We start from the raw sequence: 14262 nt of genomic DNA, 5'->3' as shown, positions 1-14262 counted from the left end.
CGCGCCGTTCACGGTCTTCACCCGGTGGATCGAGACCGAGTTCCACAACACCATCCCGCCGTTCGCGGGCGCGGCCGGCGACGGCGAGGAGGCCGGGACCACGGTCCGCCGGACCATGGTCGTCGAGGTCGGCGGCAAGCGCCTGGAGGTCTCGCTGCCGGAGGCCTTCGGTGCCGCGGCGACCGGCGGCGCGGGGGGTGCCCGGAAGGCTCCGCGCCGGCAGGCGAACCGCAGGGCCGCGGCGGCGGTGTCGGGCGAATCGCTCACCTCGCCGATGCAGGGCACCATCGTCAAGGTCGCCGTCGAGGACGGCCGGCGAGTCGAGGAGGGCGACCTCATCGTGGTCCTGGAGGCCATGAAGATGGAGCAGCCGATCAACGCCCACCGCTCGGGCATCGTCAAGGACTTCTCGGTCGAGGTCGGCGCCTCGATCGCGGCCGGCTCCGTGATCTGCGAGATCAAGGACTGACCCGTCTGCCGAACCCCCGGCGCCCCCGTCCGGCACTCCGGGCGGGGGCGCCGGGGGCCCGTCCGTCAAGCGGGCACCTCGGCCACCACCACCCAGCGCTTGTCGCCGTCCTCCGCGGAGGCGACGAGGGTGCCGCCGACCAGGGTGATCCGCTCGCGCATCCCGGTCAGCCCGTAGCCCGGGACGTGGTCGACGTCCGACCGGCGGCCGTTGCGGGTCCGGTTCTCCACACTGAGCCGCACCGTCTCCGGGCCGAAGGCCAGCGAGATCTCCACCCGCTCCCCCACCGCGTGCTTGGCCGCGTTGGTCAGCGCCTCGCGGGTGGCCTGGGCCAGCGACACCGCAGCGGCCGGGCCGATGCTGCGGGCCTGTCCAGTGATCAGCAGCCGTACCTCGCCGGGGTGGTTGAGCCGGTGCTCGGCGGCGAGCTGCTCGATCGCTTCCTCGATCGGCGGTACGCCGTCCCGCAGCGCGGCGACCGCGTTGCGGGCCTCGGTGAGGCCCTCGTCGGCGAGCCGGTTGGCGCGCCGGACCCTGACGAGCGCTCCTTCCGCATCCCCCTTCTCGATCTGCGCGGTGGCGACCTTGAGCTGGACGGACAGGGCTCCGAGCGAGTGGGCCAGCACGTCGTGCATCTCGCGGGCGATCCTGGTGCGCTCGGCGAGAGCGGCGCCGCGGGCCTGTTCCCGCTGCACCAGCCGGGTCTGCTCCAGCAGTTGCTCGGCCTGTTCGGCGCGCAGCTGGGACTGCCGGCGGTTCAGGCCGATGAGCGCGAGCAGCAGGACCAGCAGGGTGTGGCCGAGCACGACGCCGAGCGGCCGGCCGGCCAGTGCGCAGCTGATCCAGGTCAGCGCCAGACAGATCATGATCACGCCGGCGCTCAGCTGCCCTGGCGGGCCGGTGAGCGCGGTGAACCGGGCGAGCGCCACGCAGAGCACGATGACGGCGGTGGTGTCGTCGGCGCTGCCCACCACTAGGGCGGGCAGCAGCGCGCTGGCGGCCAGCATGGCGGCGGCGATCCCCGGGTGGGTGCGGTCCAGGGCGATGAACAGGACCCAGGTGACGGCACTGAAGGTGTAGGCGGCCCAGATGTGCGGGCTGTCCTCGCGGGCGGTGACCAGGGTCACGACCAGGACCACAGTGCCGAGGCACTGGACGACCAACCACCCCGGTGCGATCCGGTCGATGAAGTGGCCGCCGTCGGGCTTCGGTGTCATGCGTACCATTCCGGAAGGGGGGCGGTGGGCCACAGCCCGGTGAGCGGGCCGTCCGCCGTGGACGGGGATGTCGGCGCGGGTGATCGCCCGCCGCTCCTCGGGCACTCCACGGGCGGGACGGCGGAGGCGGGCGGCCCGGTGGAGCTTGCGGTGTCCTGGCCGTCGGGGCAGGAGAACAGGAGACGCGTCGTCACATCGCCCGGTCCACCGCCGGGCGGTACACCACGGCGACGCCAACGGTACGACCTCGGGGAACGCACATGAGCGAAACGCAACGACCGGCCGGCCCGGTTCGGGTACTGGTCGTCGACGACCAGCAGATCGTCCGTGAGGGGCTGATGTCCCTGCTGGACCTGATGGACGACATCGAGGTCGTCGGCGGCGCCGCGGACGGCGTGGAGGCAGTGGAGATGGTGGCGCGGACCGCCCCGCAGGTGGTCCTGATGGACCTGCGGATGCCCAGGGGCGGGGGTGCCGAGGCCACCGCGCGGATCGTCGCGAACCACCCGGAGGTGACCGTGCTGGCGCTGTCCACGTACGCCGACGACGAGTCGATCGCCGCCGCGCTCGGCGCCGGGGCGCGCGGCTACCTCACCAAGGACGCGAACCGCGAGCAGATCGCCATGGCGATCCGCAACTCCGCGCACGGCCAGTCGACCTTCGACCCGTCGGTGACCCGCCGGCTGGCCGCCGCGCTCGCCGCCTCGCCGCCGGTCCCGCCTCAGGCCCCGGCGGCCCCCGCAGCCCCGGCGGCCGCGGTCCCCGCAGCCCGCCGGGCGAAGGACCGCGGCGGCCGCCGGAAGGCCTTCCCGGACGGTCTGACCAACCGCGAGGTCGACGTGCTGCGGCTGATCGCGGAGGGGCTGAGCAACCCGGAGATCGCCGGCACGCTGTTCATCGAGGAGGCGACGGTCAAGACGCACATCAACAACGTCTTCGCCAAGATCGACGCGCGCAACCGGGCGGACGCGGTCCGCTACGTGTTCCGGCAGGGCCTCGACCGGTCCTGAGCCGCCGGGGCGAGCACGATGACGCCGGGTCAGCTCCGTCTGGCCGCCCCGGCCTGGCCCCCCTCCGCGGCTCAATCCCGGCCGCCGAGGGGGGCCGGGCCGCCGAGGGCCGGGCCGCCGAGGGCCGGGCCGTCCCGGAGCAGGTCACCATGGGCCGGATCGTCGGGGGTCTGATCGCCGTCCGCCGCACCGCCCGTGCCCGAGCCGCCGACGGCCAGGTCCCGCAGGTGCCGGCGCAGGATCCGCAGGGCGATCGAAGGTTCGATGCCGCCCGGTTGCGGGACCATCCCGAGGGCGAGGCCGTCCAGGAGGGCGGCCAACCGCCCGGCCTCCAGGGCTGTGTCGAGCCCCGCGGGCAGCGCGCCGGCCAGCCGTGCCTCGTCCAGGACGCGGGAGACCAGTCGGCGGGCGGCGTCCTGCATCCGGGCCGCGCCCGGCCTGAACTCCGGCCTGGTGCGGGAGGCGAACATGAACGTCAGCCACAGCACGGTCTCTTCGCGCCGGGTCTCGTCCAGCGGCAGCAGTTCCGCCAGCAGTGCCTCGGTGACGGCGCGCCGGTCGATGCCGGCGTCCCGGTCCAGCAACTTGTCGGCGTGGGCGCGGATGCGGGTGTCGACGCGCCGCTGCAGCTCCTCCATCGCGAAGATCATGACATCGGCCTGGTTGTCGAAGTAGTGCCGCACCGAGCCGATCGCCAACCCGGCTTCCTCGGCGATGTTGCGAAGTGAGGCATGTTCCAGACCATCCCTGCTCACGAGGCGCAGTACGGCTCGCGCCACGTCCTGGCGGCGGGTTTCGGGGGCGACGACCTTCGGCATGTTGTTGTTATAGCACGGGTGCGCTAAATTAAGGTCGGCAAGGCCGAGCGGCGACCCGGGAACAAAGGGGCACAATCAGTGAACACCTGGCTACTCGTGGCGATCATCGCCGTGGGCGCTGTCGCCTTGATCATCAAGCGCCTGATCGGCGAACCCATCAACGTCCGCGACCTGTTCGGCCCCGCGGTGGTGCTCACCGCGCTCGGGATCTGGTCCGTCGCGGAGGTCAAGGAACTCAACGGCTCGGACATCGCCTGGGTCATCGGCGGCTCCGTCATCAGCCTCGGCTTCGGCCTGGTGCGTGGCTCCACGGTCGTGGTCTTCGAGAAGAACGACATCCTGCACCAGCGCTACACGCCGAAGACCTTCCTGGTCATCGTCGTCGCCTTCGTGGCCTCCGCGCTCTACGGCCTGCTCGCCAAGAAGATGGGCATGCACGAGGACGCCCGCCCGATGAACCTCTCCATCGGCATCGGCTTCCTCGGCGAGGCGCTCGTCATCGGCTACCGCGGCCTGCGCAGCGGCGGCACCTTCGCCCCGGAGAAGCCCAGCCTGCTGGACAAGTACACGGCCCGTGGCGACCAAGGCCAGGGGCAGGACCGGACCGGCGGCCAGCAGGGACCGGGGCAGGGCCGGGGCCCGGGCGGCAGCCTCCTGGACCGGTACCGCTCCGGCGGCAGCATCCTGGACGAGTACACCGACCGGATCGACAAGTTCAAGCGCCGCTGAGTGGCGGAGTGCCGCGAGAGGCCCGGCCGGGGGGATCCCCTCGGCCGGGCCTCTCGCGCGTCACCCACCGGTCGGGCGCCCGGGTTCCCGGGCACCCGGACGCCCGGGAACGTCCTGACCCGGAAACGCCCGGGGGCGGCACCTCCGGCTCGGGCGGCGCCGCCCCCGGGCCCGCAGCCCGTGTCGGATCAAGCCGGGTACAGCTCCGGACGCCGGTCCTCCAGGTACGTGGTCGCGGCCCTCGCCCCGGCCACCACCGCCGGGTCGACGTCCGCGAACAGCAGGCCCGCGTCGGCGCCCAGGTGCACGGCGGTGCCGTCCGGCGCGGCCACCGTGGTGTGGCCGCAGAAGTCCAGACCGCCGTGCTCGCCCACCCAGTTGGTGTAGGCGACGTAGAGCTGGCTCTCGAAGGCGCGGGCCGGCACCAGGGTGCGGGCCACGAACTCCCAGGGCCGCATCAGCCCGGTGGGCGCCAGCAGCAGCTCCGTCCCGGCGAGCGCGTGCGCCCGGACGGTCTCCGGGAACTCCACGTCGTAGCAGATCAGCAGACCGACGGTCAGACCGCCGAAGGACGCCTGGACGACGGCGGTGTCGCCCGGCGTGAACAGGGCGCGCTCGGCGCGCCCGTACAGGTGCGTCTTGCGGTAGACCGCGAGGGTGTCACCGTGAGAGTCCACCAGGCGGACCGAGTTGTAGAGTGCGTCGCCGTCCGTCTCCGGCCAGCCGTGGACCAGCCCGATGCCGAACTCCCGTGCGATGGCCGAGACTTCGGCGCACTGCGGGCCGTCAACCGGCCCGGCGGCCTCGTTCCGGGCGCCGGGGAGCAGGGGGTAGCCGCCGATCGAGATCTCGGGGGCGACCAGAAGCGCGGCCCCCTCCTCGGCCGCGCGGCGCGCCGCCTCCCGCAGCTGCTCGTACGACTGCCGGGCGCCTCTCGTGCCGGACACGGCCTGAAGGCAGGCGATTTTCACTGGGGAAACCTCCGGGATCTCGGGTGGCCGCTGTGCCCACTATCGCTGTTCCTGTGCCAGCTGCTCCAGCTTCCGCTTGTCCGGCTTGCCGTTGCGGTTGAGCGGGAACCGGTCCAGGACGACGACCCGGTCAGGCTGCTCGTAGGTCGCCAGCATGCCACGGACGACCTCCCTCCAGTACGCCGCCTCCCGCCCCTCCTCGTCCTCGACAAAGAAGACCAGCTGCGAACCGCGGCGCTCGTCGGGCAGCGGAACGATCCGGACCGAGCAGCCCCCGGCCGCCACCTTGCGCTCGATCAGCTCCGGGTAGAGCGTGTAGCCCATCCGGTCGATGGCGAACTTGCGGCCGAGCACGAAGAGGTTGCCGTGCTCGTCCAGGTGGCCGAGGTCACCGGTGCGCTGCCAGCCGGTCGGGCCGGGCAGCAGCGACCCGTCCTCGGCCAGGTGGCCCTCCATGCCGTCCGGGGTGTCCACCTCGATCTCACCGGCCTGGCCGGCGGGCACCGGGCGGCCGTCCTCGTCGACGACGCGCAGCGCGATGCCCTCCATGGCCCGGCCGGTGGCGACCGGGTTCTCCAGGGTGGCGAAGGCGATGTTGCCGAGTTCGGTGCTGCCGTAGCTGTCCAACAGCGGCAGCCCGAACTCGGCCACGTACCGCTCGACCAGCGTGCCGTCCAGCGGGGCCGCGCCGACGCAGAACATTCGCGTCCGCTCGAAGTGCGCCCGCAGGGCCGGCTTGCGGCCCATCAGGTTGAGGATGGAGCGGTAGCTGGCGGGCGTGGCGTCGATGACGGTCGCACCGGTGTCACCGGCCATCCGCAGCGCGCGGTCGAGCCGCTTGTAGGGGGCGACCACGAGGGAGCTCCGGGTGATCCAGGCGATGAGCACCATGGACAGCCCGTACTGGTGGGAGAAGGGCAGCAGCGGCAGCAGGACGTCGTCCGCCACGTGGCCGACCTGGTGGGCGTTGCGCTCCAGGTTCCTGAGGAACTTGCCGCCCGCCTTCACGACACCCTTGGGCTGGCCGGTGGAGCCGGACGTCCACATGATCAGGCCGTCCGGCATCACGCCCCAGGCCGTGACGTCGAGTTCGCGCTCGACGGTCTCCCGGCCGGCCGCGGCGACCAGGAGTTCGTAGAGGTGCACCGGGTCGTGGGAGGGGTCGATCGGGGAGTCCTCGTCGACCAGGACCACCTTGGCCCCGGTCCGCCGGATGATCCGGCCGGTCTCCTCCGCCGTCTCCTGCTGGTCGACGAGCACGATGGAGGCCCCGGCGTGCATGAGGCCCAGCAGTGTGCCCAGCCAGGCCACCGAGTTCCCCGCCTTGAGCACCACACGCTGGCCTGGGCCGACACCGCGCTCGCGGAGGGCCTCGGCGATGCGCAAGGCCTCCTGTTCGAACGCGGGGAGAGTCAGCACCGTGTCGGGGCCGTAGATCTTCGAGGTCACTGGTCGGGCGCTTCCTTCCTCGGGCCCGGCGGCGACCGACGCGTGTGGCCGCGAACCGGGCAGGAAGCCGCCCGAGGCATACGTGCCGTCGTCGTCCGGGACGGTTGAGAGGACCTCCGGTTCACCACCGGCACGTCAACACGGTCCCCACCGAAGACGGTAGGGAGCCGCGTCCCGCCCAGGAAACCCTTAGCCGCCCCTAGAGCCCCTTGTTCTCACCCGAGATGAGCTGGTCGTGCACCAGGTTGGCGACCTGCCGGCAGTAGCCGTCCGGCGTGCCGTCCGTCCGAGGGAAGACCTCCAGCGAGAACGGGCCGGTGGTGCAGGACTCCCAGGAACGGACCGACTCGGCCGCCACCCGGGGAGACTGCTCCCGGGTCAGGGCGACCACCGGGCAGCGCAGTTCGGGACCGTTCCCGGCAAAGCCCCTCCGGTCCGCCATGAACAGGGTGGCCGGAACGACGCCGGCCTCCCGTTCCAGCCGCTTCGCCACCTCGAAGGCCACCTCGGCCCCGACCCGGTAGCCGAACAGGGCCAGTGGCCGGTCCGTCCACGCGGTCAGCGTCGTGAACGCCCGGTCGGCGAGGTCGGCCACTCCGCCGATCCGCGGTGGCCCGTCGATGTCGTGCGCGCCGGGGTGCTGGAACGCCAGCACCTCCACCGTCGGCAGCAGCAGCTCCGCGAGGTCGAGCAACTGCAGCGGGGAATCGAGGAGATGGGGGAAGAAGGCCATGCGGAACGTGCTGGGCGACATCGGGTGTCGGATGTTGATGAGGTCCACATCACCGCGGGTGTCCAAGATCACGGTATTCGTCCCTCCAGGGGCTCGTGGGGCCGGCTTCGGGTGGAGTTCACGTTCAGTGCCGCTGACACTACGGCTTGTCGGCACCGGCGACCTCTACCCCAGGGTCTAAACCCGGGTGGAGATCGGCCGTCGGCAGCGTCCCGGTCCCCGGCCGGTCGCCATCGGGCCTCGTCGGAGCGGTTGCCGGCGGCCGGTGGCGGCGCCGTGGCGAGGGAGGCGGTCGACGTCCCCTTCCCGCGCTGGGGCGACTAGGGGTTGTCCGGCCGGAAAGACGGCCGTTACGTTCCCAGTGCACGCACCGTGATGTGGTGCGTGTCATCACACCCCCAGCAGCGCATCGCACGGGCGAGGACCGCTGCCGTTTCTATCGATGCGCACGGCGTGATGTTCCCATGCCCGAAGGCAGTTGCGCACGACCGGATGAGGCATCGCAGATGATCAAGGTACGAGACCTTGCCAAAACGTTCCGTTCCGGGAAACAGGAAGTCGCGGCCGTTCGTGGCGTGAGTATCGACGTCGCCGACGGCGAACTGGTCGGCTTCCTGGGCCCGAACGGCGCCGGCAAGACCACCACGCTGCGGATGCTCGCCACCCTGCTGCGCCCCACCTCCGGCGAAGCCGTGATCGCCGGGTGCGACCTGCTCTCCGACCCGGCCGGCGTGCGCCGGCGCATCGGCTACGTCGGCCAGGGCAACGGAGCCGGCAGCGACCAGCGCGTCGGCGAGGAACTGATCACCCAGGCCCGGCTGTACGGCATGAGCACCACCGCCGCGAAGACCCGGGTCGCCGAACTCCTCGACCGGTATGACCTGTCCGGCATGGAGCGGCGGATCGTCTCCACCCTCTCCGGTGGTCAGCGCCGGCGCCTCGACATCGTCATGGGCGTCCTGCATCAGCCCCAACTCGTCTTCCTCGACGAGCCGTCCACCGCGCTCGACCCTCAGAGCCGCAGCAACCTGTGGGACCACATCCGGTCACTGCGCGACGAGCACGAGACCACGGTGTTCCTGACCACGCACTACCTCGACGAGGTCGACGCGCTCTGCGAGCGCATCCTCGTCATCGACGGCGGCACCATCATCACCGAGGGCACCCCCGACGGGCTCAAGAGCCAGATCGCCGGCGACCTCGTCACCCTGGGCACCAGCGATCCGGCCGCCGCCGCGGAGATCGCCGGCCGCCTGCCCGGCGCCCGCGACGTCGCCGTCGTCGACGGACGGGTCCTGCGGGTGCGGGTGCCGCTCAGCTCCACCGTCCTCCCGGAGCTGCTGCGCGAACTCGACCGGGTCGGACTGGTCGTGCACGAGGTCCAGGCCCAGCGGCCCACCCTCGACGACGTCTTCCTCACCCTCACCGGCCGCAGCCTGCGGGACACCGACACCACCCCCGACGCCGAAGACCAGGGAGAATGACGGTGCACTACCTCCAGCAGACCCGGCACATCTTCGTCCGCTCCGTCCGCCCCTGGGTGCGCAGCCCCGCCCAGTTGCTCGTCGGCGTGTCCGGGCCGCTCGTCTACCTCGTGCTGTTCGGCCCCCTGCTCAAGAACACCCTCCCCGGGGACATCGACGCCTGGCAGTGGTTCGTCCCCGGCATGCTGATGCAGCTCACCCTGTTCGGCGCCGCCTACGCGGGCTTCTCCATCACCCCCGAACTGCGCTCCGGCGTGATGGAGCGGCTGCGCGTCGCCCCCGTCAGCCGGGCCGCGCTGCTCTCCGGCCGTGTCCTCGGGGACCTCGCCCAGACCGGCATCCAGGGCGCCGTGCTGCTCGCTGTCTCCACCGCCTTCGGGTTCCGCGCCTCCGTCCTGGCGGTGCTGCTGCTCCTGGCACTCTCCGCCGTGCTCTGTGCCGGAATCGCCTGCTCCTCCTACGCGCTGGCGCTGATCCTCAAGCAGGAGAACCGCTTCGCCCCGCTGCTGAGCATGGTCCTGGTGCCGCTCATGCTGCTCTCCGGGCTCCTGCTGCCCATGCAGAACGCCCCGGACTGGCTGCACACCCTGGCCCGGGCCAACCCGCTCACCCACGTCGCGGACGCCCTTCGCGACATCGCCGCGGGCCACTACGCCACCCAGACCACCGCCACCGGCACCCTGGCCGCCCTGAGCCTGGTCGTCATCTTCGGCCTCTGGGGCATGCGGGTCATCAACCGGGAACAGGGCTGACCCGCCCCCACCCCCGTCGAAGCCCTGGGCCCGCGAGCGACCGGATGCTGTTGGTTAATTCGGGCCCTGCTTGTTCGCCCCACCGAGTGTCAGCTCGGCGGGGCGAAGTGCTGCGAAGTGGCTGGTGCGGGTGCGAGCCCGGGGCGTTTCGGTGAGGTGGGCGTCGATGCGGGCGAGGTTGATGGCGGCGCCGGTGAGCTGGTGCTGGAGGCCGGTCTTCGCCAGGCCTCGGTAGCGGGATCTGCGCAGTCTGGGCTTTACCCCGAAGAGTGGACACTTCTGAGAAGCGGATCTTGGGGTCCGTGGAGAGGATGTCCTCATGGGTACTGCGAGGTACTCGGGGGAGTTCAAGCGGGACGCGGTGGCGATGGTGGAGTCCAGCGGGCGGCGCATCCCGTCGGTGGCGCGCGAGCTGGGAGTCAACCCGGAATCGCTGCGCCAGTGGGTCGCGCGGTCACGCGCCGAGGCGACTTCGGGTGTGGGCAGTGAGGGCCCGTTGAGCCCGGCGGAGCGCGAGGAACTGCGCCGGCTGCGCAGGCAGGTCCGTGAGCTGGAGCTGGAGAAGGAGATCCTGCGGAAGGCAGCCCAGTATTTTGCCAAGGAGATGGGCCGATGACCGGCCGCTGGCGGTTCATCTCCGACCATCGTGACCTGTACGGAGTACAGCGGCTGTGCCGGGTGCTGGGCGTCTCCGCGTCCGGCTTCTACCGGTGGATCGCTGCGGCGGCCACCCGGGCCGCGCGCAGGTCCGCCGACGAGGACCTGGGCGCTCGGATCGAGGAGATCCACAGCGAGTCGAACGGTGCCTACGGCGTTCCACGGATCACCCGCGAACTGCGGGAGCGGCACGGTGTGGTCAGCCACAAGCGCGTTGCCCGGCTGATGCGCGAGCGCGGGATCGCCGGCCGGCATCTGCGGCGCACGGTCCGCACGACGGTCGCGGACCGGAGGGTGCCGCCGGCTCCGGATCTGGTGGGGCGGGTGTTCGCCCCGTCGGCGCCGGACGTGCGCTGATGCGGGGACATCACGTACCTGCCGGTCGGCGGCTCGTGGATGTATTTGGCGACGGTGATCGACATGCACTCGCGGCGGGTCGTGGGCTGGTCGCTCGCCGAGCACATGCGCGCCGGCCTGGTCATCGACGCCGTCCGGTCCGCGGTCGGCGCCCGCGGCGGCGACGTGCGCGGGGTGGTCTTTCACTCCGACCGCGGAGCGCAAGGTGAATACACCTCAGCCGCGTTCGCCGAGGTCTGCGACCGGCACGGGATCCGCAGGAGCATGGGTCGGGTGGGCTCGAGCTACGACAACGCCCTGGCCGAGAGCCTGTGGCAAGGACTGAAGCGAGAGATGATGCACAGGAAGCTGTTCTTGACGATGAGCCAGGCAAGACTGGAGATCTTCCAGTGGCTGACCTAATACAACGCCCGCCGTCGCCACAGCACGCTGTCCTACCTCTCACCGATCGAGTTCGAACAGCAACACCACACGCACGCTAGACTCTCACTCGCAGCATGAACCCCTGTGTCCACGTTCCAGGGGTCACCTCACTACGACCAGCGCACCCGGGACTACGTCGCCCGACGCACCGCCGAAGGCCTGGTCAAGAAGGACATCATCCGCTGCCTCAAACGGTTCGTCGCCCGCGAGATCTACCGCCACCTACCCCACACGATCCAAACCACCGAATCGCTCCCGCAGAACGCTTGACGATCTATAGGAGCTTCCCGCCAGGCACTCATCCGGGCAGCTACCCTGATCGACGACACAGGGAAGGCCGGGGGATGGAAATGGCGGCGCGCGACAGCTGGATAGCCACAGTGGTGCTGATCGGGGCGGGAGTGGCGGCATGCTACGTCCTATGGGGCGGTGAATCCGACTACCCACTCCCCTACACGCGGCGGGACGCCTCGGTCCTGCGCCGCGTCGAGCCCGCCGACCCGGTCACAAAAAACACCACCATGGCGGCGGACGACCGCACCGTCTCGATGGAGGTCGCCTGGAGCGGCTGCGACTACAAGCCCGACCTGGTGGCCCGGGAGACAGCCGAGCAGGTCACCCTGCTGCTCAGGCGCCGGGACGCCTCGGGCCCGGACGTCGGATGCGAGGACGGCGGCATCGCCGAGCTCACGGTCGTCCTACATCAGCCTCTCGGCACCCGGGCCCTGACCGACACCCTCACCGGCGAACCCGTCCCCCACACCCACGCCTGACAACGGCCCGCCACCGGGGCGGAGCACGCCGCGCCCAGGCGCGCTGGCCCGTTCCGGCAGGAGGGGTAGCCGCACCACCCGGACGGGGGTGGCCGCACCACGCGGACCACTATCGACTTCACAAAATCCGCGCCTGAACCCGGTTCAGCCGCCGCCGACAGCGGGATAGGCCGTCCGATGGAAGTGCTCAGGGATCAGAAGGCATCCGCAATCCGCTTGCGGTGTATGACTTTTCGCTGTTCAGGCATGGTGTGCGGGGTGGGGCGGCAGGGTTTCGGCGTCGAGTTGTCGAGGTCGGAACGGAGTGTGTGATGCCGCCGTCGCCGCCGGGGTTGTTGGAGGAGCGTCGGGAGGCCGCCCGGGCGCGGGTGGAGGCTCTGGAGGCCGAGTTGGAGCGCCTCGGGGGTGAGCTGAGGTCGGCGAGTGCGGTGTTGGAGCGGCGGGTGGTGGCGGTGGAGGAGTTGGCCGAGGCGCTTGCCCCGGCCGGGGATGACGCGGGGCCGGGGCAGGCGGGGGCGCGGGTGCCGCCGAAGGGGGCGGTGGTGCCGGTGTGGCGGGAGGGTTTGGGTCCGGTGGACGCGCTGGCGCCGGACTACCGGCGGCTGGTGGAGGCGGTGGAGTCCGGCGGGCAGGGTGGTGTCGGCCTGACCATGCGGGAGGTGGCGGTCGCGGTCGGCCGGGAGCCCGTCTCGGCGGTGACGGAGAACCTGCGGCAGAAGGCGAGGCGGCTGGTGGAGCGGGGCTGGCTGGAGGTCGACGGGTCCGGGAGCCGGTTCATGCCGCGGCGGCAATCCGGGAGCGCGGGGTGAGACTGCGGGCCCGGCGGTGGCGGGCGAGGCGCCGGCTCATGACCATGGTCATGGACCACAGGATCACGGCCTGGGCGCTGTCGGCGCGGGTCTCGTAGTCACGGGCGAGGCGGCGTGATCGCATGAGCCAGCCGAACGTCCTCTCCGCCACCCAGCGGCGCGGGACGACGCGGAACCCGGACAGGTCGTCGGTGCGCTTGACGATCTCCACGACCAGGGCGAGCTTGGTCTTCGCCCAGGTGACCAGGTCGCCGGTGTAGCCACTGTCGGCCCAGATCCTGTGCAGGAGGCGGAACTTGGCCTTCAGTGCGGGGAGCATGTCGGCTGCGGTGGCCCGGTCGCCGGCGTCGGCGGGCGTGACCAGAATCATCAGGAGCAGGCCGAGGGTGTCGACGACCAGGTGTCGCTTGCGGCCGTTGATTTTCTTCGCACCGTCCCAGCCGCGCGTCGAACTGTGCACGCTGGCTGCGGCCTTGACCGACTGGGAGTCGATGACCGCCGCGGTCGGCTCGGGGGCGCGGCCGTGCGCGGTGCGGACGGCGGCGCGCATCCGGTCGTGGAACTCGGTCAGCAGGCCGGTGTCGCACCAGCGGGTGAAGAAGGCGTGGACCCGCTTGTAGGGCGGGAAGTCTGCGGGAAGTGCGGCCCATTTGACGCCGTTGTCGACGAGGTAGCGGATCGCGTCGTGCATCTGGCGGTGGCAGTAGCCCTCCGGCCGCCCGCCTTGGCCGCTCATCCATGCCGGCACCGGCAGCAGGTCACGCACCGCCGCCCACTCGGCGTCGGTCATGTCGCTGTCGTAGCGTCGAACACGATCGCGGTGGTCGCCCGCGTTGCCGTACCGGTGCGCGAAGCAGTCACACCTTGGGGGAACGGAGTTGCGGCCGACTCCGGCGACGGCATACAAAAGCGGCAACAGGGCCTCCGTAAGGTGTTGGTCGGCCCGGGAGGGCCGGATGTGGCTGAACAGGGCTTGCCGTTGGTGGCTCTCCAGGAGTGGCCGTCCGGCTCTTCGGGGCGCCCTGACCGCTGATTGAGATCTGCGTCCTGGTCGCTGTTTACGGAGCTGACGGCGGGGTGTTCTTCGGGCCGACGAGTGCTGGTTCGGCGTGGGGAGCATCGGATGACAGAGCGACGGGCCCGGATCTGGGTGGGGGTCGACGCGGGCAAGGGCCACCACTGGGCGGCTGCGGTGGACGAGTTGGGGTTCCAGGTCTGGTCAAAGAAGATCGACAACGACGAGGCAGCGATCCTGGAAGCGATCGCCGAGGCGCTGGCCATGGCTGACGCGGTGGAATGGGCGACCGACCTGTCCGGCACCGCGTCCGCGCTGCTGCTGGCCCTGCTCGCCTCGCACGGGCAGAAGCCCGTCTACGTCCCGGGCCGTACGGTGAACCGGATGGCCGGAGCTTACCGGGGCGAGGCGAAGACCGACGCCCGCGATGCGTTCGTGATTGCGGAGACCTCGCGTGTGCGACGGGACTTCGCCGCCGTGGACGTGCCCGCCCAGTTGCTCTCCGACCTCGCGCTGCTGGTCGCCCACCGCGCCGACCTGGTCGCCGACCGGGTGCGGATGGTCAACCGGCTTCGCGACGTGCTGACCGGAATCTC

The 14262-nt window shown here is 71.2% G+C and carries 14 protein-coding genes and 2 pseudogenes; 10 read left to right on the top strand and 6 right to left on the bottom strand.

Features of this window, described 5'->3' with window-relative positions; all coding sequences use genetic code 11:
* Window positions 1–469: acyl-CoA carboxylase biotin carboxyl carrier protein subunit (locus AC0B61_RS36445; RefSeq protein ID WP_471746728.1), on the top strand; the 469-nt coding region annotated here is incomplete at its 5' end.
* A 65-nt stretch (window positions 470–534) separates the two neighbouring features.
* Here AC0B61_RS36445 and AC0B61_RS36440 read toward each other — a convergent pair.
* Window positions 535–1686 carry a sensor histidine kinase gene (locus AC0B61_RS36440; RefSeq protein ID WP_471746726.1) on the bottom strand — a complete coding sequence of 384 codons (1152 nt, stop codon included), beginning with the start codon at window positions 1684–1686 and terminating at the stop codon, window positions 535–537.
* 260 nt (window positions 1687–1946) lie between these two features.
* Here AC0B61_RS36440 and AC0B61_RS36435 point away from each other — a divergent pair, with 260 nt between their 5' ends.
* On the top strand, window positions 1947–2696 hold the full coding sequence (locus tag AC0B61_RS36435; RefSeq protein WP_471746725.1) for a response regulator transcription factor: 750 nt from the start codon (window positions 1947–1949) through the stop codon (window positions 2694–2696).
* A 71-nt stretch (window positions 2697–2767) separates the two neighbouring features.
* On the opposite strand, the gene AC0B61_RS36430 is transcribed toward AC0B61_RS36435, so the two are convergent.
* Complete coding sequence (locus AC0B61_RS36430) at window positions 2768–3514, bottom strand: TetR/AcrR family transcriptional regulator (protein WP_471746723.1); 747 nt, start codon at window positions 3512–3514, stop codon at window positions 2768–2770.
* A gap of 78 nt (window positions 3515–3592) precedes the next feature.
* Between AC0B61_RS36430 and AC0B61_RS36425 the strand changes: the two genes are divergently transcribed.
* Window positions 3593–4243: a DUF1453 domain-containing protein gene (locus AC0B61_RS36425; protein WP_471746721.1), complete on the top strand. Its 651-nt coding sequence runs from the start codon at window positions 3593–3595 to the stop codon at window positions 4241–4243.
* A gap of 188 nt (window positions 4244–4431) precedes the next feature.
* Here AC0B61_RS36425 and AC0B61_RS36420 read toward each other — a convergent pair whose 3' ends face one another.
* The 3 genes from AC0B61_RS36420 to AC0B61_RS36410 form a co-directional block, all read right to left on the bottom strand.
* The gene (locus AC0B61_RS36420) at window positions 4432–5214 is read right to left on the bottom strand and encodes a carbon-nitrogen hydrolase family protein (protein WP_471746719.1); all 783 of its coding nucleotides are present in this window, start codon (window positions 5212–5214) and stop codon (window positions 4432–4434) included.
* A gap of 39 nt (window positions 5215–5253) precedes the next feature.
* Window positions 5254–6663, bottom strand: coding sequence for a class I adenylate-forming enzyme family protein (locus AC0B61_RS36415; RefSeq protein WP_471746717.1), 1410 nt, complete (start codon window positions 6661–6663; stop codon window positions 5254–5256).
* A 199-nt stretch (window positions 6664–6862) separates the two neighbouring features.
* Window positions 6863–7468, bottom strand: a complete 606-nt coding sequence (locus AC0B61_RS36410; RefSeq protein WP_471746715.1) for a thioesterase II family protein — start codon at window positions 7466–7468, stop codon at window positions 6863–6865.
* A gap of 503 nt (window positions 7469–7971) precedes the next feature.
* On the opposite strand from AC0B61_RS36410, the gene AC0B61_RS36405 reads away from it, so the two are divergent.
* The 6 genes and pseudogenes from AC0B61_RS36405 to AC0B61_RS36380 all read left to right on the top strand — a co-directional run bounded on the left by AC0B61_RS36405 (window position 7972) and on the right by AC0B61_RS36380 (window position 12651).
* Complete coding sequence (locus AC0B61_RS36405; RefSeq protein ID WP_471746713.1) at window positions 7972–8880, top strand: ATP-binding cassette domain-containing protein; 909 nt, start codon at window positions 7972–7974, stop codon at window positions 8878–8880.
* Window positions 8877–9632, top strand: a complete 756-nt coding sequence (locus tag AC0B61_RS36400; RefSeq protein WP_471746712.1) for an ABC transporter permease — start codon at window positions 8877–8879, stop codon at window positions 9630–9632. Before AC0B61_RS36405 ends, AC0B61_RS36400 begins: the two co-directional genes overlap by 4 nt.
* Window positions 9633–9951: 319 nt before the next feature.
* Window positions 9952–11147, top strand: a pseudogene (locus tag AC0B61_RS36395) (IS3 family transposase).
* 33 nt (window positions 11148–11180) lie between these two features.
* Window positions 11181–11339, top strand: a pseudogene (locus AC0B61_RS36390) (IS110 family transposase); the annotation flags it as partial.
* 74 nt (window positions 11340–11413) lie between these two features.
* Window positions 11414–11842 carry a hypothetical protein gene (locus tag AC0B61_RS36385; protein ID WP_471746711.1) on the top strand — a complete coding sequence of 143 codons (429 nt, stop codon included), beginning with the start codon at window positions 11414–11416 and terminating at the stop codon, window positions 11840–11842.
* Window positions 11843–12153: 311 nt separating this feature from the next.
* Window positions 12154–12651, top strand: a complete 498-nt coding sequence (locus tag AC0B61_RS36380; RefSeq protein ID WP_471746710.1) for a hypothetical protein — start codon at window positions 12154–12156, stop codon at window positions 12649–12651.
* Here AC0B61_RS36380 and AC0B61_RS36375 read toward each other — a convergent pair.
* The gene (locus tag AC0B61_RS36375) at window positions 12617–13441 is read right to left on the bottom strand and encodes an IS5 family transposase (RefSeq protein WP_471746708.1); all 825 of its coding nucleotides are present in this window, start codon (window positions 13439–13441) and stop codon (window positions 12617–12619) included. The two genes, AC0B61_RS36380 and AC0B61_RS36375, sit on opposite strands and share 35 nt — an antisense overlap.
* A gap of 333 nt (window positions 13442–13774) precedes the next feature.
* Here AC0B61_RS36375 and AC0B61_RS36370 point away from each other — a divergent pair.
* Window positions 13775–14262 (top strand): IS110 family transposase (locus tag AC0B61_RS36370; protein WP_471746707.1); only part of this gene is annotated, 488 nt, incomplete at its 3' end.

The organism is Kitasatospora sp. NPDC023385 (assembly GCF_055664045.1).
The sequence above is the reverse complement of the archived record's forward strand: the minus strand, read 5'-3'. Positions and strand labels throughout refer to the sequence as shown.

Excerpts from the sequence above, each read along its gene's own strand:
- AC0B61_RS36440 (WP_471746726.1), bottom strand. The coding sequence starts at position 1,686 with ATGACACCGAAGCCCGACGGCGGCCACTTCATCGACCGGATCGCACCG.
- AC0B61_RS36435 (WP_471746725.1), top strand. The coding sequence starts at position 1,947 with ATGAGCGAAACGCAACGACCGGCCGGCCCGGTTCGGGTACTGGTCGTC.
- AC0B61_RS36430 (WP_471746723.1), bottom strand. The coding sequence starts at position 3,514 with ATGCCGAAGGTCGTCGCCCCCGAAACCCGCCGCCAGGACGTGGCGCGA.
- AC0B61_RS36400 (WP_471746712.1), top strand. The coding sequence starts at position 8,877 with ATGACGGTGCACTACCTCCAGCAGACCCGGCACATCTTCGTCCGCTCC.
- AC0B61_RS36385 (WP_471746711.1), top strand. The coding sequence starts at position 11,414 with ATGGAAATGGCGGCGCGCGACAGCTGGATAGCCACAGTGGTGCTGATC.
- AC0B61_RS36380 (WP_471746710.1), top strand. The coding sequence starts at position 12,154 with ATGCCGCCGTCGCCGCCGGGGTTGTTGGAGGAGCGTCGGGAGGCCGCC.
- AC0B61_RS36375 (WP_471746708.1), bottom strand. The coding sequence starts at position 13,441 with ATGACCGACGCCGAGTGGGCGGCGGTGCGTGACCTGCTGCCGGTGCCG.